21 protein-coding genes and 1 riboswitch are annotated in these 19,835 nt (G+C 53.2%); of the genes, 1 reads left to right on the top strand and 20 read right to left on the bottom strand.

Annotated features, from left to right (window positions below; translation table 11 throughout):
* Positions 1 to 8: 8 nt before the first annotated feature.
* The 20 genes from cobA to FB479_RS30445 form a co-directional block, all read right to left on the bottom strand.
* A complete protein-coding gene (gene cobA, locus FB479_RS08870) occupies positions 9 to 794 on the bottom strand; it encodes a uroporphyrinogen-III C-methyltransferase (protein WP_142064286.1) in 786 nt (261 codons plus the stop codon).
* Positions 791 to 1,831, bottom strand: a complete 1,041-nt coding sequence (gene cobT / locus FB479_RS08875) for a nicotinate-nucleotide--dimethylbenzimidazole phosphoribosyltransferase (RefSeq protein WP_142064290.1) — start codon at positions 1,829 to 1,831, stop codon at positions 791 to 793. Before cobT ends, cobA begins: the two co-directional genes overlap by 4 nt.
* On the bottom strand, positions 1,806 to 3,347 hold the full coding sequence (locus FB479_RS08880; protein WP_142064293.1) for a cobyric acid synthase: 1,542 nt from the start codon (positions 3,345 to 3,347) through the stop codon (positions 1,806 to 1,808). Before FB479_RS08880 ends, cobT begins: the two co-directional genes overlap by 26 nt.
* Positions 3,340 to 4,716, bottom strand: coding sequence for a cobyrinic acid a,c-diamide synthase CobB (locus tag FB479_RS08885; RefSeq protein WP_142064296.1), 1,377 nt, complete (start codon positions 4,714 to 4,716; stop codon positions 3,340 to 3,342). Before FB479_RS08885 ends, FB479_RS08880 begins: the two co-directional genes overlap by 8 nt.
* Positions 4,713 to 5,858, bottom strand: a complete 1,146-nt coding sequence (locus FB479_RS08890) for a cobalt-precorrin 5A hydrolase (RefSeq protein WP_088906246.1) — start codon at positions 5,856 to 5,858, stop codon at positions 4,713 to 4,715. The genes FB479_RS08885 and FB479_RS08890 overlap by 4 nt, the downstream gene beginning before the upstream one ends.
* The gene (gene cobM / locus FB479_RS08895; RefSeq protein WP_142064299.1) at positions 5,858 to 6,637 is read right to left on the bottom strand and encodes a precorrin-4 C(11)-methyltransferase; all 780 of its coding nucleotides are present in this window, start codon (positions 6,635 to 6,637) and stop codon (positions 5,858 to 5,860) included. The genes FB479_RS08890 and cobM overlap by 1 nt, the downstream gene beginning before the upstream one ends.
* Positions 6,637 to 7,347, bottom strand: coding sequence for a precorrin-2 C(20)-methyltransferase (cobI, locus tag FB479_RS08900; RefSeq protein WP_007715903.1), 711 nt, complete (start codon positions 7,345 to 7,347; stop codon positions 6,637 to 6,639). Before cobI ends, cobM begins: the two co-directional genes overlap by 1 nt.
* 21 nt (positions 7,348 to 7,368) lie before the next feature.
* Complete coding sequence (cbiE, locus tag FB479_RS08905; RefSeq protein WP_142064302.1) at positions 7,369 to 8,574, bottom strand: precorrin-6y C5,15-methyltransferase (decarboxylating) subunit CbiE; 1,206 nt, start codon at positions 8,572 to 8,574, stop codon at positions 7,369 to 7,371.
* A complete protein-coding gene (locus tag FB479_RS08910) occupies positions 8,537 to 9,673 on the bottom strand; it encodes a cobalt-precorrin-5B (C(1))-methyltransferase (RefSeq protein ID WP_142064305.1) in 1,137 nt (378 codons plus the stop codon). Before FB479_RS08910 ends, cbiE begins: the two co-directional genes overlap by 38 nt.
* Before the next feature lie 4 nt (positions 9,674 to 9,677).
* Positions 9,678 to 10,328, bottom strand: coding sequence for a precorrin-8X methylmutase (locus FB479_RS08915; RefSeq protein ID WP_106655678.1), 651 nt, complete (start codon positions 10,326 to 10,328; stop codon positions 9,678 to 9,680).
* Positions 10,329 to 10,476: 148 nt separating this feature from the next.
* On the bottom strand, positions 10,477 to 11,244 hold the full coding sequence (gene cobK, locus FB479_RS08920; RefSeq protein WP_106655679.1) for a precorrin-6A reductase: 768 nt from the start codon (positions 11,242 to 11,244) through the stop codon (positions 10,477 to 10,479).
* A gap of 12 nt (positions 11,245 to 11,256) precedes the next feature.
* The gene (locus FB479_RS08925) at positions 11,257 to 12,240 is read right to left on the bottom strand and encodes a sirohydrochlorin chelatase (RefSeq protein WP_142064308.1); all 984 of its coding nucleotides are present in this window, start codon (positions 12,238 to 12,240) and stop codon (positions 11,257 to 11,259) included.
* A gap of 36 nt (positions 12,241 to 12,276) precedes the next feature.
* Positions 12,277 to 14,037, bottom strand: coding sequence for a precorrin-3B C(17)-methyltransferase (gene cobJ, locus FB479_RS08930; RefSeq protein WP_142064311.1), 1,761 nt, complete (start codon positions 14,035 to 14,037; stop codon positions 12,277 to 12,279).
* Between the two features lie 28 nt (positions 14,038 to 14,065).
* Positions 14,066 to 15,016, bottom strand: coding sequence for an adenosylcobinamide-phosphate synthase CbiB (cbiB, locus tag FB479_RS08935; RefSeq protein ID WP_142064314.1), 951 nt, complete (start codon positions 15,014 to 15,016; stop codon positions 14,066 to 14,068).
* Positions 15,013 to 15,645 (bottom strand): histidine phosphatase family protein, encoded by a 633-nt coding sequence (locus FB479_RS08940; protein ID WP_142064317.1) that lies wholly within the window; start codon positions 15,643 to 15,645, stop codon positions 15,013 to 15,015. Before FB479_RS08940 ends, cbiB begins: the two co-directional genes overlap by 4 nt.
* Positions 15,642 to 16,382 (bottom strand): adenosylcobinamide-GDP ribazoletransferase, encoded by a 741-nt coding sequence (gene cobS, locus FB479_RS08945; protein ID WP_142064320.1) that lies wholly within the window; start codon positions 16,380 to 16,382, stop codon positions 15,642 to 15,644. Before cobS ends, FB479_RS08940 begins: the two co-directional genes overlap by 4 nt.
* On the bottom strand, positions 16,379 to 16,918 hold the full coding sequence (gene cobU, locus FB479_RS08950) for a bifunctional adenosylcobinamide kinase/adenosylcobinamide-phosphate guanylyltransferase (protein WP_106655685.1): 540 nt from the start codon (positions 16,916 to 16,918) through the stop codon (positions 16,379 to 16,381). The genes cobS and cobU overlap by 4 nt, the downstream gene beginning before the upstream one ends.
* Positions 16,915 to 18,030 carry a threonine-phosphate decarboxylase CobD gene (cobD, locus tag FB479_RS08955; protein ID WP_142064323.1) on the bottom strand — a complete coding sequence of 372 codons (1,116 nt, stop codon included), beginning with the start codon at positions 18,028 to 18,030 and terminating at the stop codon, positions 16,915 to 16,917. Before cobD ends, cobU begins: the two co-directional genes overlap by 4 nt.
* Positions 18,027 to 18,575, bottom strand: coding sequence for a cob(I)yrinic acid a,c-diamide adenosyltransferase (gene cobO, locus FB479_RS08960; RefSeq protein WP_106655687.1), 549 nt, complete (start codon positions 18,573 to 18,575; stop codon positions 18,027 to 18,029). Before cobO ends, cobD begins: the two co-directional genes overlap by 4 nt.
* A gap of 27 nt (positions 18,576 to 18,602) precedes the next feature.
* Positions 18,603 to 18,782: a hypothetical protein gene (locus FB479_RS30445; protein WP_185746344.1), complete on the bottom strand. Its 180-nt coding sequence runs from the start codon at positions 18,780 to 18,782 to the stop codon at positions 18,603 to 18,605.
* Positions 18,740 to 18,955: riboswitch (cobalamin riboswitch) on the bottom strand. Its footprint overlaps the gene before it by 43 nt.
* A gap of 183 nt (positions 18,956 to 19,138) precedes the next feature.
* Between FB479_RS30445 and FB479_RS08965 the strand changes: the two genes are divergently transcribed.
* Complete coding sequence (locus FB479_RS08965; RefSeq protein ID WP_106655688.1) at positions 19,139 to 19,831, top strand: M15 family metallopeptidase; 693 nt, start codon at positions 19,139 to 19,141, stop codon at positions 19,829 to 19,831.
* The last annotated feature ends 4 nt before the right edge of the window (positions 19,832 to 19,835 follow it).

Below are 19,835 nucleotides of genomic sequence, written 5' to 3' on the forward strand. Positions count from 1 at the left end.
TCTGCTTCCTATTGTTGCACTTGCTCCATTGCAAGCGTAGCTTCAAACCAGTTGATTTTCTCGCGCATCTTCACGACATCACCGACCAAAATGATAGCAGGATTCGTGATGTGACTGTTTTGCGCCAAACGTTCCTCAATATCAGCCAATGTACCCGTTACCACCGCTTGCTGCGGGAGTGTTCCCCAAGAGATGACGGCTACTGGCGTATGTGGATCGCGTCCGTGCTCGATTAATTGGGTGCGGATCAACGGCAGATTGGCTACTCCCATGTAAAAGGCAACGGTGTCTATCCCATTCGCGAGAGCACGCCATTTTTCTACCGCCAGCTCCGGCTTGTCTTCGCGCAAATGTCCCGTCACAACAGCAAATGACGAGCCGTGATCGCGGTGTGTCACCGGAATACCCGCGTACGCCGAGGCTGCAATCCCAGCTGTTACTCCCGGGACGATTTCAAAGGCAATTCCTCGCTCAGCCAAATGCTGCGCTTCTTCTCCCGCTCGTCCAAACACACAAGGATCGCCACCTTTTAGCCGTACGACGACTTTTCCTTCCTGCGCTTTTTCCGCCAATAGCTCGTTAATGGATTCCTGTCTCATCGTGTGATGATCCGGCAGCTTGCCGCAGTAGATGCGTTCTGCCGTCTGTGGCGCGTACTCCAGCAGGGCTGGATTTGCCAGACGATCATACACAACCACCTCTGCCTTTTGCAGGCATTCCATTCCTTTTACGGTAATCAGCTTCGGATCGCCAGGGCCAGCTCCTACGAGATAGACTTTGCCCGCGCCGCTCATCGGTCACTTACTCCTGCTGATGCAAATGTCGCCATCTCACGAACCATCCGTGTCGCTGCTTCCACGATTGGAAACGCCAATGCTGCTCCGCTTCCTTCGCCCAGTCGCAATTTCAGGCTGAGCAATGGCTCCTTGCCTAATGCTTGCAGGACAAAATCATGCCCCGGCTCCTCAGAACGGTGACCGGCGATCAAGTAATCAGCAACGAGTGGCTCCATTCGAACAGCAAGCAAAGCCGCTACCGTAGCGATAAAGCCGTCCAGCAGCACAGGGACACGGCGAGCGGCTGCTCCCATGATCGCCCCAGTCATTGCTCCGATTTCCAGTCCGCCGACTTTTGCCAAAACGTCCAACGGGTTGGTTGCATCCGGACGATGCAAGGCAAGCGCTTCGCGAACAACTGCCTTTTTACGTTGCCAGCCTGCGTCATCCAGCCCTGTTCCTCGTCCGACGATTTGCTCAGGATCAGCTCCGGTTAAGGCTGACAGGATCGCACTGCTGGCTGTCGTGTTGCCAATGCCTACTTCACCGACGATCAGGACTTTGGCGCCTTCCCTGATAATCGCTTCTGCCATTTCAAGTCCAACTGCGATGGATCGCGTCGCTTCGTCTGCGGTCATCGCTGCTTCTTTCAGCATATTGCCCGAGCCTGCTCTGATTCGCTTGTTGTAAACGCCCGGTGCTTCGACCTCGACCGCTACACCGACATCTACGATTTTTTGGATGGCTCCGATTTGTCTGGCGAAGACGTTGACTCCAGCTCCGCCATGAACCATATTCAACACCATTTGCGCTGTCACTTCCTGCGGATAGGCAGAGACACCTTCCCGTGCCACACCGTGATCGGCCGCAAAAACAAGCACGCCCGGCGGCGTCACAACAGGCATTGTCTCACCTGTCATCCCAGCCAGCTCAATAGCCAATTGTTCCAGGCGTCCAAGGCTGCCAAGCGGCTTCGTCAACTGATCCACATGCTGTCTCGTTTGCTCACTTGCTTCCTGATTTCGTGGCTCAATCGCCGGATAAATGACTGACATTATACTGCACCTCTTTTTCTTGAAAAGCCTTCATATACTCTTCGATCGTATCCAACTTCACATGGCGACGAACGGTATCTGCCAACAGATCATACCCCTGCTCTCGTAGAGCGACAAAGGATGGGCGATCCGTGATGGGTGGGAGTCCTTTTTTCTCACGGATGCTATTCAGCAACAGCGTGCGGAAGTGGTCATTGTGGAACAGGCCATGAAAATACGTGCCGATCAACTGCCGCTCCTCCTGGCAATAGCCCTCTGTACGCTCCTCCATTTGGATAAACGGAAAATCATTGCTCGAATAAGCGGATTGCCCCATGTGAATCTCGTAGCCTTCCACCGTCAGCTTTTCCTTCGCAAATACTGCTTCACCGCGGGACAACACTGTCGTTTTCTTCTGCTCCATCGTCGTGATCATCGGGATGAGACCCAGCCCATCAAGCTGCTGCAACGGAGACTCGACCCCAGCCGGATCGTGAATAGAATCTCCCAGCATTTGATAGCCGCCGCACAAACCGACGATATACGTCTTGCCCTTATGATGAAGGTCTTTGACCGCCGCGGCAAGACCTGTCTCTCGCAGAAATTGCAAATCCTCGAGTGTATTCTTGCTGCCCGGCAAGACAATCAGGTCAGGTTCACCCAGCTCTTCCACCCGTGTTACAAAGCGCATCCGGCAATCCGGCTCTACAAAAAACGGGTCCACGTCTGTAAAATTGGAAATTCGCGGGTAGCGCAATACCGCAATGTCAATCTCCCGCGGCGTCTCACGCTGACCTTGATAACGGTGCAAAATCAGCGAATCCTCCGCATCAATCCACAAGTCTGGAATAAATGGCACGACACCAAGGACAGGCTTGCCCGTATATTCTTCGAACCAGTCGAGCCCCGGCTGCAATAGCGTCAGGTCTCCACGGAAACGGTTGATGATGACACCGATCACGCGGTCCCGATCTTCGGGTTCGAGCAGCTGGAGGGTACCGACCAAGCTGGCAAACACACCCCCACGCTCGATGTCTGCCACCAAAATGACGGGCGCGTTCGTGAGACGGGCGACCCGCATATTGACGAGCTCGCGGTCATTCAGATTGACCTCTGCCGGACTGCCAGCCCCTTCGATGACGACCCGCTCATAGGTGCTGGCGAGTCGTTGATACGCTTCCTCAATGATCCGCAAGCCCTCGTCATAAAATTCTGTCCGATAGGCAAAAGCTTTCATGTTGCCGTATGGCTCGCCGTTTACGACAATTTGCGATTCGGAATCCCGCGTCGGCTTGATCAAAATGGGGTTCATGTCAGTCGTCGCCAGAATTCCCGCTGCCTCTGCCTGAACGCCCTGTGCCCGCCCGATTTCTTTTCCATCCAGCGTCACGTAGGAATTCAAGGCCATATTTTGCGATTTGAACGGAGCTGTCTTGTAGCCATCTTGGGCAAAAATCCTGCACAGCGCTGTTGCAATCGCACTTTTTCCTGCATCCGAGCTGGTACCTTGCACCATTAACGGGAGGGTTTTAGGCACGAGCGGCCACCTCCGCGCAACGGTTCAACCAACGCTCAACCAGGTCGGGATTGGAGCCGAAATGCAAGTGGGTATAGCCAGCGACCAGATTATCCTGGGCATAGCCCTCCGGCTTTGTGCCGCGAAGTCCTTTCGTCTCATATGCTGTTGGCAGCTCTTGATCCGAAGCATACGTAGAGTAGTGGAATTCATGCCCTTTTGCCTGTTCTTCGGTGTCGAGCAAAAAATTACCTTCCTTGCCGCGCACTTCCCTATAGCCAAGCGCTGCGAGCTTTTTCTGCATGGTCACCTTGCCTGGGATGAGCCCCACCATCGGATAGCTGTCGCCCTCTGTCGTCACGATGGCCTCTGTCAAAAACATGTAGCCGCCGCACTCAGCCAAGGTAGGCAAGCCTTTTGTGATCGCAGATCGGATCGATTGTTTCACCGCTTCATTTTGCGATAGCTCTGCTGCAAATTCCTCCGGGAAGCCTCCCCCGATGTACAAGCCATCCGCGTCCTCAGGCACTCCCTCTCCGGCAAGCGGAGAAAAGAACGCGAGCTTCGCGCCATATGCTTCGAGCAGCTCCAAATTTTCCGGATAGTAAAAATGAAAAGCAGGGTCCTTCGCTACAGCAATGGTGACGTTGGCAGATGCTTTTCGCGGAGCAAACAGCGTAGGTTCCGCTTGCAGCGGTTCTGCCTTTGCCAGCTCCCAGATTTGTTTCAAATCGACTGTCTCCGCGATCAAGTCAGCCAGCTTTTCAAACAAGGGAGTCAACTCTCCACGCTCGACAGATGGCACCAATCCGAGATGACGTTCCGGTATTTCCAACTCGTTCTCCCGTTTCAGGTAGCCCACGACCGGAATCCCGCACTCCTGCTCGATCGCTGCCTTCACGATTTTGTGATGCCCTTCACTGCCGACCTTGTTCGCGATGACACCGACGATTCTCGCCTGCGGATTGAGCAGTTGAAAGCCTTTGACAATCGCAGCCGCACTGCGCGCCATGCTCTGACAATTGACCACCAACAGAACCGGAGAGCCAGTCAAGATGCTGATTTCGGCAGTACTGCCTTTATCGCTGGTCGCTTCCTTGCCATCGTACATACCCATGACACCCTCGATAATCGAGATGTCTGCACCCTCGCTGCCGCGGACAAATATCTCCTTCACGATCTCGTGCTCCAGCATAAAGCTGTCCAGATTGCGCGAGGCTCTGCCTGTCACAGCCGTATGATACGTAGGATCGATGTAGTCAGGTCCGCACTTGAAGCCCTGAACGGTATGCCCTTTTCTTTTCAGGGCAGCCATCAGTCCGATGGTAACGGTTGTCTTACCCGCTCCACTGCCTGTTCCGGCAATCACAATACGGCGGCTGTCCGTCATGCGCGCTCCTCCTCGTGATAGGGCATCAATCCGACCGAAATGGTGGCATTGCCCGACTTCTTCTTGGTCAAAACGAGTTCCCCCACGCCTGCGTATAACTTCGCGGCAGGCTCGCTCACTCCGTACGCTCCAGTGAATTTGAAGACAGTATCAGACGGATCGCTGATCTCTACCTGATTCAACTCTTCAGGCGAATACCAGACGAACGGCCAGCCGTATTTTTCGCAAACGGCGATCAGACCCGCTTCATCTTTTTTCAGTTCGATGGTCGCCAGTGCTTTTACACTTTTGATCGAAAATTGCAGTTCATCCAGCGTTTCCTTAATGACTGCCTCAATCTCCTCTGCGGAGGTTCCACGATTGCAGCCCATCCCGAGCACGATGACCTTCGGACGATAAAGGACGCCGTTGTCCAAAATCGATTGTTCCTCCGGTGTGAGCAAGCGGTGTGAGACAACCAGAGCAGCTTGCGGCTGATCGGCTTTGGCCTCCGCGATTGTCGCGTATTCCTTGATGGACGGCGGCATCGGCGTGTCATGCATCCACCAGTCGCGTTCGCCGGATTCATTAATGACAGCTACACGCTCCTCGTTAACGACAGAAGCACTGACTGGCGTCAGCTTTTCAGCGGAATCCCACTCCCAGCCAAAACGTCTGCCAAATAGATCGACCGGAATCGTCTTTTGTACGTCAGATGCTGTCGTGATAATCGGACGAGCACCCATGACTGCTGCTACCTCGCGAGCCAGCTCATTGGCACCGCCCAAATGGCCGGACAGCACACTGATGACATTCTCCCCACGGTCATCGACGACGACGACACCCGGGTCTTTCTTTTTGTCTTCGAGCAAAGGTGCGATCATCCGAATAACCGCACCCAGTGAAATAATGATGATTAAACCTTTATAAGCAGGCCAGAGAGCGGGAAACAGCATCCGTACACTGTTCGAAAACAGCTGGATGCCGCGCGCTTCCTCATCTCCACGCTCGAACTTGCTCATGTAGTACAGATCTGTCCCAGGAAATTTCTGTGCCAGATCGCGCGCCATCTCTACTCCATGCTTCGTGATGGCGACGATCGCATAGTCTCCGCGCTGCTCGATAACAGGGATTTCTCCCTCGATCAGTTCGATGATCTTCATTATTCCTTCACACCTTTTCTGAACCCGTGTGTAAAGGTTTTATCATACAGCTTGGAACGGTACTGCTCGCTCTTGTCGTGGATGTTCGGGTCCAATGCCCAGCCAGCCAAAATCATTGCGTGCTTGCGAATGCCGTTTTTGCCCATGTCTTCGTCCAAATTTTTCAGCGTGGTGCGAATGATCAATTGATCCGGCCAGCTTGCACGTTGTACGACGGCGACAGGCGTATCCTCGCTCCAGCCAGCTTCGATCAGCTCACGGACTACTTTTTTCGTCAAAGTCGCACTCAAATAAAGTGCCAGTGTGCAATGATGCTCAGCAAGTGCACGCAGCTTTTCTCTTTCTGGTACTGGTGTGCGACCTTCTGCGCGGGTGAGGATAATCGTCTGTGTCAGATCAGGAATCGTCAGCTCGGCTCCTACTGCTGCCGCTGCCGCAAATACGGAGCTCACACCTGGAACGATTTCTACCTCGATGCCTTTTTCTTTTAATAGGGCGATCTGTTCCATGATCGCGCCATAAATGGACGGATCACCTGTATGCAGACGTACGACTGTTTTTCCGCTGCTAATCCGTTCTACCAATTGTTCTACCATTTCTTCCAATGCCATCCCCGAGCTTTGCAGTACTTCCGCATTCGGATTGCCGAGCGCAACCAACTCCTCGTTCACGAGAGAGTCGGTATACATAATGACGTCTGCCTTTTGCAGCAGCTTCAAGCCTTTTACCGTAATCAAATCAGGGTCGCCGGGACCCGCTCCCACTATGTACAGTTTCATTACTTTTTCACCACCATCAGTGTAAGATAGCTAAGCTCTGCCCGCTCCAGTTCACGCATATCGGTCCAAACCATTTCCTCGGAGGAAGTGACCTTGGTCGCTACTGCTGCCTTTTCAGCCAGCCCCATTTCCTTCAGCAAGCCAATGATCATTGGCAGTACTTTCGCTACCTTCAGGAACACGACGGTATCGTGGTTCTCAAGCGCTTTGCGCATAGCTTCCTTGTCTTCTGTCGCCGGGATGATGCCGATCTGCTCGTCGCCATCCGCCAGCGGCAGATTGAAGCGGGACGCTGCTCCCAGAAACGAAGAGACGCCTGGTACGGTCACGATTGGCACTTCCGGGTGCTCCTCATGCATGACACGCATCATGTGGATAAACGTGCTGTAAAACATCGGATCGCCTTCCGTTACAAAAGCGACATCCTTGCCTTCAGACAGTCGTTCCCAGACGATCTCCACCGTGTTGTTCCACTCGCGCTCCAAAATTTCTTTGTCCCGCGTCATCGGGAATACGAGTCCGAGCATTTCCTTGTCTGGTGACTGCACGTACAGCTCCGCGATTTGATGTGCGTAGCTTTTGCTGCCCATGCGTTTTTTCGGGTACGCAATCACTGGCGATTGCTGCAATAGACGAAATGCCTTGACGGTAATCAATTCAGGGTCGCCGGGACCTACGCCCAGTCCGTACAATGTTCCGATCTTAGTCACTAGAATCTCCTCCTTTGTTCTTTAAGCCTGCTTGGCCCATGCGGTAATGATGTAGATCGGATTCAATGCTTCAAAGCGCGTCAGGGACAAAATCGGCTTGCTGCGCGATAGCTGCGCCAGTGTCACCGATGTCTCGAATCCTTCCTGCGCGAATGCTTGTGTCGCTTCGTACAATGTCTCAATGGTCGCTGCGTTCACCACAATCCGGCCATTCGGGCGCAGTCGTGTGCAGCAGATGTTCAACAGCTCGCGTAATTCTCCGCCACTGCCGCCGATAAACACGGCATCCGGGTCTGGGAACTCCTCTAAACCATGTGGGGCACGGGCGCCTACAACCGTCAAATCCGTGCGAAACTTCGCCATGTTCTGGCGGCAGTTTTCCAGATCGTCCGCATTCTTCTCTACGCCGTACACTTCACCCTCACGTGCGATCCGTGCCGCTTCGATTGCGACAGAGCCTGTGCAGGTGCCGATGTCCCAGACGATGCTTTTGGCATGCAATTGCAGCTGCGCAATGCTTAAAATGCGTACTTCTTTTTTCGTAATGAGTCCCTTGTCCGGCTTGCGCTGGGAGAACTCCTCATCTGCGATTCCGAACGGCCATACCGGGCTTGGACGGCGTTTTTTCAAAATCACGACATTCAGGTCAGAGAAGACACCATCTGCCATTTCCTCAAGGGAATACCAGCCTGTCCGCTCTTCTTCACTACCGAGATTCTCCGCCACGAATGCATCGTACTCGGTCATTTGGAACGAAAGGAGGTACTTGGCAATCGCTGCTGGCGAGTTCTCTCGATCCGTCAGCAGTGCGACCTTATCCTTCCCGTCGATCCGCTGTGCCAGGCCTTTGATACTGCGTCCGTGCACACTAGCAAGTGTCGCATCCTGCCATGCTTCTCCCATTTTGGCAAAAGCGAGCTGGATGGAGCTCAGGTGCGGGTAAAGCTCTACGTTCAGCTTTTTGGCAAGCAAGCTGCCGATCCCGTAAAAGAGCGGGTCGCCTGACGCCAGAATGACCGTCTTTCGCGTCTCTGTGCGCAGCTCCTCCACCATCGCGGTCAGTCCGCCCTTCAGTACACGCTTTTCTCCTGTATACTCTGGGAAAAAACTGAGGTGTCGCTCTCCTCCAACCAACAATTCACTTTCCTCTATCCAAGTCCGGTACAACGGCAGCAGACTCTGCTGTCCATCATCCCCGATTCCAATTACTTTCATCGCCTGTGTCATTGATCGTCACCCTTCCCAACAGGGACCCTTTCATTGTGATGATGATGGTTTCGACCTCGATGCCGCCACCCACTTCCTTCAGTGCAGCGCGACAGCAGTTTTCGCACATGATCTCGAAAAAGGCGGGCGTGTCCACCATCATATCGCCTACCTGCGAAGCGGTGTTGGCTCCCAAAATTTCGTCAATACGCTCCTGCGAAGCTCCTGCATCTGACGCCATTTGAGCGAGGAAGCCGAAATCGACGGGTGCGCTTTTGGAATGAACCATCATGACGCCCTGCGCCACTTTGGAAAACTTGCCCATCATCCCGACCAAGGTCACTTTGCGCATCCCTTTGTTCTTGCACTGCTTGAGGGAAAAGCCGACGAAATCGCCCATTTCCACGAATGCTTCTTCCGACAGCTCTGGATAAGTAGCGACCCCGTAGGATTCACTCTTTCCGCCCGTCGAAAGCACGATATGATCGCAGCCGGCTTCCTTGGCGACATTGACTGCTTGCGCCACACTCGCCTTGTAGGCAGAAGTGGAAAACGGCACCACGATTCCGCGCGTCCCCAATATGGAGATGCCACCGAGTATGCCGAGTCGTCCATTCAATGTTTTTTTGGCGATTTCCTCGCCCGCAGGCACGGAGATGACGATTTTGATCCCACGCTGGGTCCCGTACTCATCCAGAACAGCCTGCGCGGTTTCCCTGATCATTTTGCGCGGGACGGGATTGATCGCTGCCTCGCCAATCGGAACGGGCAACCCTGGCTTGGTCACCCGTCCCACTCCGAGTCCGCCATCCAAAATAATGCCGGGCTCATCCGACCATTCCACGGTAGAGAGAATAAGGGCACCGTGTGTCGCGTCAGGATCGTCTCCTCCATCCTTGATCGTGCCTGCTGTCGCCCTCACCGATGAAATTTCACAGCTCTCCATCTGAAAGGTGACGTCCTCGCCGATTGGCAGGCGAATGGTCGCTTGGCTTTGCTCTTCCTGAGTAATCAGCGCGATCAAAGCAGCCTTGGTCGTCGCCGTTGCGCATGATCCAGTCGTATATCCGTGGCGGAGGGGCTTTGCCTCTTTTTCGTCCGTTGCTGCTTTGGCTGCCATCTGCTTAGCCCAACCGTTCCGCCATGATCGAAATGGCATTCAATGCTGCTACCGTTACTGGGCTTCCGCCTTTGCGTCCCATGTTCGTGATGAATGGGATATCGAGCTTCGCCAGCTCTTCCTTGGATTCAGCCGCAGATACGAAGCCAACTGGCATCCCGATCACCAGACCTGGCTTTGCTTCGCCTTCCTTCACCATGCGGATCAGCTCCAGGAGTGCCGTAGGTGCGTTTCCGATGCAAAAGATTCCGCCATCCGCTTCCTTGATCGCTTTGCGCATGGAAATGATCGCACGGGTCGTATTCAGACGCTTCGCCTCTTCCATCACATCACGGTCAGAGATATACACCTTCACTTGTCCGCCGAATTTTTCAATGCGGTTTTTGCTGATGCCGACTTGCACCATCTGTACATCTGCTACGACGATTTTGCCGCTGCGGATTGCTTCGATTCCCGATTTTACTGCGTCCGGGTGGAAAACAAGGCTGCGTCCAAGGTCAAAGTCTGCGGATGCGTGGATGACGCGTTGTACTACCGGATATTGTTCTTCTGTAAAAGAATGCTCGCCCAGCTCATCTGTAATGATTTGAAAGCTCAAATCCTCAATCTCTTGCGGTTGTACGGTCATCGGTTTAAATTCTGTTTTGAAATCCATGGTTAGTTTCCTCCAGTCACAATTTAAATGCGCGTTCAAAAAGTCGGCTTTTCAGCACCGAGAAGATGGCGAGAACCGGACTTTGACGGTGAACGCCATATTCGATGTCGAATATGCTTCACGAACCACTTCGTGATCAAAAGACGACTTATTGAACAACCTCTTTGAGTTGTTCTAAAACACTGGTAAAGTCGGAAAACTTCGTTCCATAATCGATCTTCGGACGACCAATGACGATTGTTTCGATGCCCATTTCCAGTGCCGCTTCCACCTTTTCGTCAAAAGCACCTACCTTGCCGCTCTCCTTGGTAATCATCAGCGTGACACCATAATGATCGTAGAGTGCTTTGTTCAGCTCCTTGGAAAAAGGACCTTGCATCGCGACGATGTTTTTTTGCTCGACACCGAGCTCTTCGCATTTCTGCATATTGTCAAGACGCGGCAGCATGCGTGCTACTACCGTCGTGTCTGGCAAGCCCAACAGCCGATCCGTGAACGTTTTCAGCGTCTTGCTGCCTGTCGTCAACATGATGACACCACGCTTTTCTGCCGCCAGCTCAGCCGCCTGGACGTAGTCTTCTACCACAATCAGCTTCTCGCTGCCCGGTGAGGAGAGGCTCTCCCGCTCGTAGCGAATGTAGGGGACTCCTGCGCCCTGTGCTCCTGCCATGGCGTTTTTGGAGGCTTCCTCTGCGAAGGGATGACTCGCGTCGACCACGCATTGTACGGCTCTCTCTTGGATCAGCTGCTGAATATCTTCGGCGGTCAGGCGTCCGACCTGGACAGGCACGCCCGCCTCCTCCATACTTTTCGCAGCATTGTCAGTGACGACCGTCGTCAACAGTTCGTAGCCCTTGTCCTTGATTTGCAAAGCCAACTCGCGCGCGTCGCTTGTTCCAGCCAGTACCAGAATCATGCTGTCTCCCTCCTACTTGGTAACGTGGTCGTGCTTGTGATCATGCTTGTGGTCATGATCGTGGTCATGGTCGTGACTATGGTCGTGATGATGGTCGTGGTCATGGTCGTGGTCATGGTCGTGATGATGATGGTGGTGACCATGGTGGTGATGATGTCCATGCTCGTCATCGTGGTGGTGATGGTGATGGTCGATGTGCTCCATCGCTGCCAGTCTGTACTGACAGGTATCACAGTTCAGCTTCACTTCACCGTGCAACGCTTCTACGACACGATCCTTAAGCACTTCTTTCAACAACGGATGGAAGCCAAAATACTCGGCCATTTCGAACTGGGCTTCCGGATATTGCTCACGGAACTTCTCCAGCTGGTCGCTCATCCGTTTGATCAACACACCCGTGAACAGGAAGTACGGCAAGAGAATAATGCGCTTCGCCCCAAGCTTCAGACAACGCTCAACGCCCTCGTCGTACAATGGATACGTCACACCCATAAAGGCAGTCTCTACCCACTTGGCTTTGTAGCGCTCCCAGAACAGTCGGGACATTTTGTAAATATCGCTATTGGCATCTGCATCGCTGCTGCCGCGTCCGATTACGAGTACAGCCAGGTCATCATGGTCTTCCCCGGAGGCAAAGCCTGCCTCTTCCATGCGTGCGGTCAGGATATTGATGACTTCGTCGTGAATGCCGATCGGGCGTCCGTAGATGAACTGAACGTGTGGGTGCAGCTCCTTCGCCTCGTCGATGGCAGCTGGAATATGAATTTTGGCATGTCCGGCAGAGAACAGGATGATTGGAATCACCGCCACGCGGGTTGCACCCCGTGCCACGCACGTATTCAAGCCTTGCAGCATGTCAGGACGAGCGAACTCCAGAAAGCACGTCTCGATAATCGGTACATCCAAGTCCGGTGTAAGCGTCGCTACAAACTGGCGAATCTCTTCATTGCCTTCCGGGTCCTTGCTTCCATGACCTACAAATAATACTGCGTCCATTTTATGTCCCCCTCGTTTATATTTGGTGTTCTTGCATTAATCTCCGCATGCAGCGTTCTCAATTTCAGCTTTTGCTGGCTCGTACCATGCGAAGCCCTCCAGCTCACCTACTCGTTGGAAAAATTTGTGGAACCGCTCGTTTGGAAACGCGTCTTTTTTGAATCGGTTCACGATTCGCTCCACGAGTGGAACAATCTCTTCTTTTTCGATGCCTTCTGCTACCGGAATGCCGGAGTGTGCATTGCGTCCCACCGTTTTTGCTCCCAGGAATAAATCGAATTTTCCTTTGCGGAATACGATCCCGATATCCTCTTGAACCGCGCCATAGCAAGCCATCCCGCAGCCGTTGAAGCCGATCTTCAGCTCCTTCGGCATTTCTTTTCCACCCAGCTTTTGGTGCAGCTCGTCAGCATAAGGAATGCTGTCTTTTTTCTCGCCGTCGCAGAAATCACACGCTTTTACCTGCAAAACGTCTCCGATCGGGCTGAGAATCAATCCAAGTTCTCGCAAGCGGCTAGTAATGCTCTCAGGGTTGGCAGTTGGCACGCGCAAAATCATTTGGTGGTGTGGGGTGTATTCGATCTCGCCTTTTTCGCCAGCAACTTCGGCAATCGCCATCATTTGCTGCGGGGTGATTTTTTTGTTGGCAACACCCGGACTTACCGCGCATTCGAAAATCATCTCTGGTGTAAAGGTAGATACTGGACGATGGACCTGCCCTGCAGCTGGCTTGGTCTCAATGCCTTTCGCCGCATTGATAGCCGTCAACGCCTCCATGGCCCATGCGAAAGGAGCTTTTGGTGCCGCGTCTTCTGTTACAGGCGGCGCTTCCAATACTACCGTGGTTGTTGCTGCACGATTTACTGGTTCTGCAGCAGTTTCTTTGTCCTCGGTAACGGCGATTGGTCTTTCTGCTTTCGGTGTTGCTGGTGTTGCCGGAGCTGACGCAAGGCTGCTTTCCTCGGATGCCTCCAGCGACCAAGGCTCGTTTTCTACACGCAGACGCTGATGCGGCTTCAGTGGCTGCTCATCGGCAGACAGCGTGTATTTGCGCTGGTAGCCGCGCGGTGTAATCATTTTGCCGTCGTATACAAACGTCGATGTATTTCCGATAATCACGGTGGTCAACATGCCGATATCATGCTCCAGCATTTGCGCCAAGGTCGTCACGACAACCGTTTCGCGTTCGCGATAAGCACTTTTCACGATACCGACCGGCGTATCTGGTGAGCGGTACTGCAACAGGATGCGTTGCGCTTCGACGATCTGGCGAGTACGTCTTCCGCTGCGCGGGTTGTACAACGCGATAACAAAGTCAGCCATCCCTGCTGCGTCAATCCGTTTGGCAATCAGTTCCCACGGCGTCAAGTGGTCGCTCAGACTGATCGTGCATGCGTCGTGCATGATAGGCGCACCGAGGATTGCCCCACAGGAATTGATCGCCGAGATGCCCGGTACGATTTCGATGGGCACGCCGGTGGCTTCTGTCCAGCCTTTTTCCACCAACACCTCATATACGAGACCTGCCATCCCGTAAACCCCTGAGTCTCCACTGGAAATGACCGCTACCTTTTTGCCTTCCTCTTCCGCTTGACGAACGGCTTCCCGTGCACGCGTCACTTCTTCCGTCATCCCTGTGCTGACGATTTGCTGATTCGTCAAAAGTCCGCGGATCAAATCTACGTAAGTGGAATAGCCGATAATGACATCGGACTCCTGCAGGGCTTCCCGCGCCCGCTTGGTGATGTGCTCAAAACTTCCTGGACCAAACCCGATCACAAACAACTTGCCGCTCATAAGGCCCCTCCCCTTTTCGCTTACCTGTTTATAATAAAATCGATATCATCACGCTAACGAGCAAACATAAGAGCGAAACGAGATACATCAAACGAATCGTCGCGACAATATCACTTGCCTGCAATGGTCGCTTCGCATCTCCCATTTTCGCCCGATTCGACGCAACACCTTGGTAATAATTCAGTCCCCCGAGCTGCACGCCTAATGCGCCAGCGACTCCGGCTTCCGGCAAACCGCTGTTTGGACTCGGATGCAAATGCGCATCTCTTCTGATCATTGCCCAGCACTGCTTCCAATCCAATCGCTGCAGCCAGCTTGCGCCAACGAGCAACAAAGCTGTCAAACGGGCCGGTATGTAATTCAGTACATCGTCAAAGCGGGCAGATGCCCAGCCGAGATTCCTATACTGCTCGTTTTTATAGCCAACCATGGAATCGAGGGTGTTGGCGGCCCTGTACGCCATTGCCAATGGCGCTCCCCCAATCGCTGCGTAAATCAGTGGAGAGACGATCGCATCTACGATGTTTTCCGCCACTGTTTCTACTGCTCCCCGACATACTTCCGGTTCATCTAACCGCTCTGTATCGCGTCCGACTACCATGGACAAGGAGCGTCTTGCCGCTTCCATATCTCCAGCAACGAGATGACGGGCAATCTCCATCCCGGCATCAGCCAAGCCTTTTGTCGCAATCGTCGTGGAAATCAACCAGGCACCCAAGATCCAGGCAAGCACCGGATGGATGAACGTCACTCCCCACAAAAGCAGCCAAACAACAGCGTAGCTGCCGCAAACGATCACGAGCGGGAACAGGACTCCTGCCAGCTTCAAATGAGACTCCTCTTTGACGAGAGAACGTATGACCTGCTCCAATCGTGTAATCCACCAGCCCATGATGATCACTGGATGCGGCAGGCTCCGGGGGTCTCCCACCACCCGATCAATCAAGTAGGCCGCGCATAATATCCATACTTCTGTCATGTTGTCCCTCTCTTACTCTTCAGGGGTTGTCGCATCCAACTCTGCCCTTCCGCATCCAAGCATTCCGCTACTAGAGCCTCCCCATGCTTAATGCCATCGACCTGCCAATATCGGTCAGGATTGTTTTCGAGCCACGCAGCCTGGAACCAGCGGATCACGCCGCCATGTGTGACGATGACGATTGTATCGGATGCCTCCTCCTCGCCTGCTCTCTCCAACAAGGAATGTAGCCAACGATCCACGCGCATTCCCAGCTCTTCCAGACTCTCCCCTTGTGGCGGTCGATTTCGAAAAGGATCATCGTACCACCTCGTTGCTCGCACAAGGTCCGTCTGCATCAGCTCATCGTAGGTCATCAGCTCCCAATCACCAAAAGACAGCTCTCGCAAGGCTGGCTCCGGAATAACCGATCGCCCCCAAGCAGCTGCGAGCGGTTCGGCCGTCTGGATGCATCTGAGCAGATCGCTTGCGTAGATTGCAGCAGGTTGCCCGATGAGTACAGGTAATTCCTTTGCCAACTCACTCGCATGCAGATACCCATGTTCATTTAATGGAACGTCGCTATGCCCCAAATATCGATGCTCACGATTGCTGTCTGTCTCCCCGTGACGTATCCAAACTAGCTTCATAGCCACCAGCTCCCGACCAACACCAGCAGAACGACCGCTTCACTGCTTTCGATAACAGCCCCGTAGCAGTCTCCATTTAAGCCGCCCAGTTTTTTTGCAACCGAGCGTGAAAACAACAGAGCGAACAACAGTGACAGGAAAATAGCTGTCATGACCTGCAAGCCCCCAAAATACCATCCTGCGGCAAACACGATGATGTAGCTCACGATGATAGAGGAAACGGAAAGTCCAGCACTGATGCCTTTTCCGATCCCTTTGTCCGCCGTAAGATACGGCCAGAGCTTGATCGACAAAAGCACATGTGTCCGTGCTGCCACTGGTGCTACGATCAAAAAGCTGCTCCATCCCGGTTGTGCGAGCTCTGCGACTGCACCCGCCTTGATCAGCAACAGCATAATCGCAGCAAGAACGCCCATCGCACCTACACGGCTGTCCTTCATAATCGCAAGGATTTGCTCTCTCGGTCTGCTGCTGCCAAGACCGTCCGCGAGGTCCATCCACCCATCCATATGAAGACCACCGGTCACGTAGACCCATGCGACCAGCGTCAAAATAGCGGCGATCCATGGACTAAACAACACCAGTCCTGCCTGATGCACACCCCATAGCAATAAACCGATGACCAAACCAACTGCGGGATACCAGTTGACGCTTTTTCTCCACGCCTCCTCTGAAGGACGAAGCCATGGAACCGGAATACGCGTAAAAAACGAGATCGCGTGTAAAAATGCATTCATCCTTTGATCCTCCACGGTATCCCTGACAAAACCGCGTAGACGGCGTCCGCCTGTCGCGCACTTCTCTGATTGACATCGCCCAGCACATCCGCGAACCATCTGCCTAAACGACTCAAGGCTACACCGCCCAATCCGACCTCGCTTGTGACGGCAATGACTTTTTGCGGGGAATTCTGCACGAGGGACAGCCATGCCTCTGCTTCCTGGAAAAGGGCTTGCGTGTGTGATGCACTTCTCCATTCCGACTCATCCACGCTCATCAACCGATTACTCACCCAGGTAGACAGACAATCGATCAACACTACATCATACTGCTCACTGAATGCGTGGTAATCGGTTAATCGCTCTCCTACCTCCACACAGCCCCATTCCAGCGGACGACGTGCCTGATGCAGCTCGATTCTCTGCTTCATTTCATCATCCCAGGCCTTGCCTGTCGCCACGTACAGGACTCGATTGCTCAACGTTATCGCAAGCTCTTCTGCGTAGCGGCTTTTTCCTGAGCGGACACCGCCTGTTACCAGCACCAAGCTCATCGCTGTTCACTTCCTTCCGCATGGACCTCGCGGAGCGCTGCCAGAAGTTGTTCATTTTCCTCACGTCCACGCACGGCGATTCTCACATCATGTGCCGTCAAACCGGGATACATAGCACAGTTGCGGATCAGAACCCCTTTTTTGCCGAGCCGTGCCTGCAATTGTTCTGCTGGCAATCCTTCTGGCGAGCGCAGCAGCAAAAAGTTTGCCTCCCCTGGCCATACCCGCCATCCCAACTCACCGCTGATGCAATCGGTCAAATACGCACGTTCTGCTTTTATGAGCCTGCGCGTCTGTTCCTCGTATGCCTGCTCCTGCAAGCACAGCTCTCCAGCCAAAAGGGCCAGTGCATTCACGCTCCAGCTCACTTGCTTCTTGCGCATCCTCGCAATGACATCTGGGTGCGCAATCGCATAACCAAGGCGCAATCCCGGGATCGCGTACATTTTCGTCATCGAACGCATCAAAATCACACGGGGAGAGCGCTCCAGCTGCGTCGCCAATGTATACTGCCGCTCTTCGTCCACAAAATCGAGAAAAGCCTCATCCACAATGAGCCACGTATTGGTCTCTTTCGTCCATTCCGCCATTTGGCGCAGCTCATCCGGTTGATACAGGATTCCTGTCGGATTGTTTGGCGACCCGACAAAGACGAGATCAGACTGCGTAAAAAGAGCGTGCAGCTCTTCAGGATCGGGCTTGTACCCGTTCGCTTCCTTCCCGAAGCAGCCAATGACACGAGCGCCATACTGCTCGGAAAGTTGCGCGTATTCCGAAAAGCAAGGATACACCACTCCAACTGTTTGCGGCGAAAGACCGAGAATGGCCAGTGCCATTGCCTCCGCTGCACCATTGGCAGGCAACAACCATTCCTCCGGCACTAGCAGTCGTTTCGCCAGTACACGACGAAACACACGATGCCCAGGGTCTGGGTAATGCGCTACAGCAGCGAGCGAAGTCAGCAGCATCTCACGGACGCTTGCTGGCATTCCCAGCGGATTAATATTGGCACTGTAATCCAGAAACTGCCCGGGCTCTCGACCAAAGCGTTGCGCTGCTGTCAGCAAGTCTCCACCATGACCGTACGTCTCTATTACACCTGCGCTTGTCAAAACTCTACCCCCAGCACAGCTGGAATCCCTTCATCGTAGTAATGCTTGATTGGCTTCATCTCTGTCACCAAATCTGCGATGTCCAAAATCTCCTGCTTTGCTGCCCGTCCCGTAATCACGAGGTGAATATGGCTTGGCCTGTTTTGAATCGCTTTCAACACATCAGTCAATGGCAGCACATCGTCAATCGGAAAGCGGTCAATCGCCAATGCATTATTCAGCTCATCCAGAATGACGACATCGTACGCTCCGGAAGAGAGCTTTTCGCTCGCAAACGCCCAAGCTTCTTTCAATGCCAGACGATGCTCCTCCGGTGTCTTCGTCCATGTGAAGCCGACACCCTTTTGCACAATTTCGATGCCCAATTTATCAAAAATAATCTTTTCTCCGTACGTACGCTCCGGCGACTTGATGAATTGAACCATCAGCACCTTTTTCCCGCGCCCTGTCGCCCGCACAGCCAACCCGACGGCTGCCGTCGTTTTTCCTTTGCCGTCTCCTGTGTAAACGAGGGTCAAGCCCCGCTTCTTATCGTTTTTCTCCATCGTGACCACCTCAAAAAGTGATGTATTTTACTCCGCTGTTTCCTCCAAATACTTTCCGAAGCCAATAAAAAAGCGCTCTGTTTCCCCAGAACGTAAGGAAAAACAAAGCGCGGATAGCTGAAAAGCCACAATCCTCACCTCTTCCTTTGACCCGAAGGAAATCAGTGTAAACATAAAAACAGGCAGGTCTCCTGGCTCGAGGATCATCGCTCTTCTTCTCCTTCCCGCTCCCGGATGGGCAGTGGATGGCATGATGCCTTGAAGAACAGCTACTCTCTTACAGTGGCGGGACCGCGTTGGCTTTTCACCAAACTTCCCTTTTAACCTTGCTCCTGCGAATCGGTTTCGCAAAAACAAGGACCTGTTTCTCTTCCATATGTAAATGTCATTCGTTTCGTTGACAAGCACTTGCTTTAATAATAGCAAAAGCTACCGAGGATTCAAGCAAAAGCTGCCGATTCGTCGCAGGTGTCTATTGGCAGAAAATTTAAGATAATGACCGTTTACTTACTTGACGTTTTTCGTTACCCTATTGGCAAAACACTCGAAAGTGGTGTGCAGTCATGCTATTTCCGCCAATTCCAAAAATAACAGACATGGTCCTGCCCAGCCCACTCCCCATCAAGGAATGCGGCGAACCGATGATCCCACTCTCTTCCCTTTCTGCCCAAATCACGGTCTATCCAGCCTACTACCACGAGGGCTATGCCGGAACACAGCCAGAAGCTTTTTTGCGAGAAGGGGCAGCACGCAAGCTCGCCATGGCAGCCGCGCAACTGCCTGTTGGCTACAAGCTCGTCGTGTTGGACGGCTGGCGCTCGTTCGAAGTACAAGCCTCGTTGTATGAACGTTTTCGTGAAGCCTTGCTTTTACAAGGCTGGCAGGAAGGACCCGCTCTCACGGAAGAATTGAGCAAATTCGTCGCTTATCCAACAACAGACCTCTCCAAACCGTCCCCTCACCTATCCGGTGGCGCAGTCGATCTGACTATCGCAGGACCTGATGGATGGCTGGAGATGGGGACAGCCTTCGATGATTTCAGTGAAAGGGCTTCGACTCGCCATTATGAAGAACTCGTACAGCCTACACAAAAAGACATCGAGATTCGAGACAATCGCCGACTGCTCTATCATTTGATGAGCGATGCCGGATTCGTCAACTATCCGAAAGAATGGTGGCATTTCGAATACGGAACGCGCACCTGGGGACAAAAAACGCAGCAAGAGCCCATCTATGGCGGGGTTTTGTCGATGTAAGAAA

The organism is Brevibacillus sp. AG162 (assembly GCF_006715575.1).
GTDB classification, from domain to species: domain Bacteria; phylum Bacillota; class Bacilli; order Brevibacillales; family Brevibacillaceae; genus Brevibacillus; species Brevibacillus brevis.

Bases quoted from the DNA above. Each gene is read 5' to 3' on its own strand.
- cobK (WP_106655679.1), bottom strand. From the start codon at position 11,244: ATGATTCTGGTACTGGCTGGAACAAGCGACGCGCGCGAGTTGGCTTTG.
- FB479_RS08885 (WP_142064296.1), bottom strand. From the start codon at position 4,716: ATGACGGACAGCCGCCGTATTGTGATTGCCGGAACAGGCAGTGGAGCG.
- cobA (WP_142064286.1), bottom strand. From the start codon at position 794: ATGAGCGGCGCGGGCAAAGTCTATCTCGTAGGAGCTGGCCCTGGCGAT.
- cbiE (WP_142064302.1), bottom strand. From the start codon at position 8,574: ATGACACAGGCGATGAAAGTAATTGGAATCGGGGATGATGGACAGCAG.
- cbiB (WP_142064314.1), bottom strand. From the start codon at position 15,016: ATGACAGAAGTATGGATATTATGCGCGGCCTACTTGATTGATCGGGTG.
- cobT (WP_142064290.1), bottom strand. From the start codon at position 1,831: ATGTCAGTCATTTATCCGGCGATTGAGCCACGAAATCAGGAAGCAAGT.
- cobJ (WP_142064311.1), bottom strand. From the start codon at position 14,037: ATGAGCGGCAAGTTGTTTGTGATCGGGTTTGGTCCAGGAAGTTTTGAG.
- cobS (WP_142064320.1), bottom strand. From the start codon at position 16,382: ATGAATGCATTTTTACACGCGATCTCGTTTTTTACGCGTATTCCGGTT.
- FB479_RS08910 (WP_142064305.1), bottom strand. From the start codon at position 9,673: ATGGCAGCCAAAGCAGCAACGGACGAAAAAGAGGCAAAGCCCCTCCGC.
- cobU (WP_106655685.1), bottom strand. From the start codon at position 16,918: ATGAGCTTGGTGCTGGTAACAGGCGGTGTCCGCTCAGGAAAAAGCCGC.
- cobO (WP_106655687.1), bottom strand. From the start codon at position 18,575: ATGGAGAAAAACGATAAGAAGCGGGGCTTGACCCTCGTTTACACAGGA.
- FB479_RS30445 (WP_185746344.1), bottom strand. From the start codon at position 18,782: ATGATCCTCGAGCCAGGAGACCTGCCTGTTTTTATGTTTACACTGATT.
- FB479_RS08890 (WP_088906246.1), bottom strand. From the start codon at position 5,858: ATGAAGATCATCGAACTGATCGAGGGAGAAATCCCTGTTATCGAGCAG.
- FB479_RS08915 (WP_106655678.1), bottom strand. From the start codon at position 10,328: ATGGATTTCAAAACAGAATTTAAACCGATGACCGTACAACCGCAAGAG.
- FB479_RS08925 (WP_142064308.1), bottom strand. From the start codon at position 12,240: ATGGACGCAGTATTATTTGTAGGTCATGGAAGCAAGGACCCGGAAGGC.
- FB479_RS08940 (WP_142064317.1), bottom strand. From the start codon at position 15,645: ATGAAGCTAGTTTGGATACGTCACGGGGAGACAGACAGCAATCGTGAG.
- cobM (WP_142064299.1), bottom strand. From the start codon at position 6,637: ATGAAACTGTACATAGTGGGAGCGGGTCCCGGCGACCCTGATTTGATT.
- FB479_RS08965 (WP_106655688.1), top strand. From the start codon at position 19,139: ATGCTATTTCCGCCAATTCCAAAAATAACAGACATGGTCCTGCCCAGC.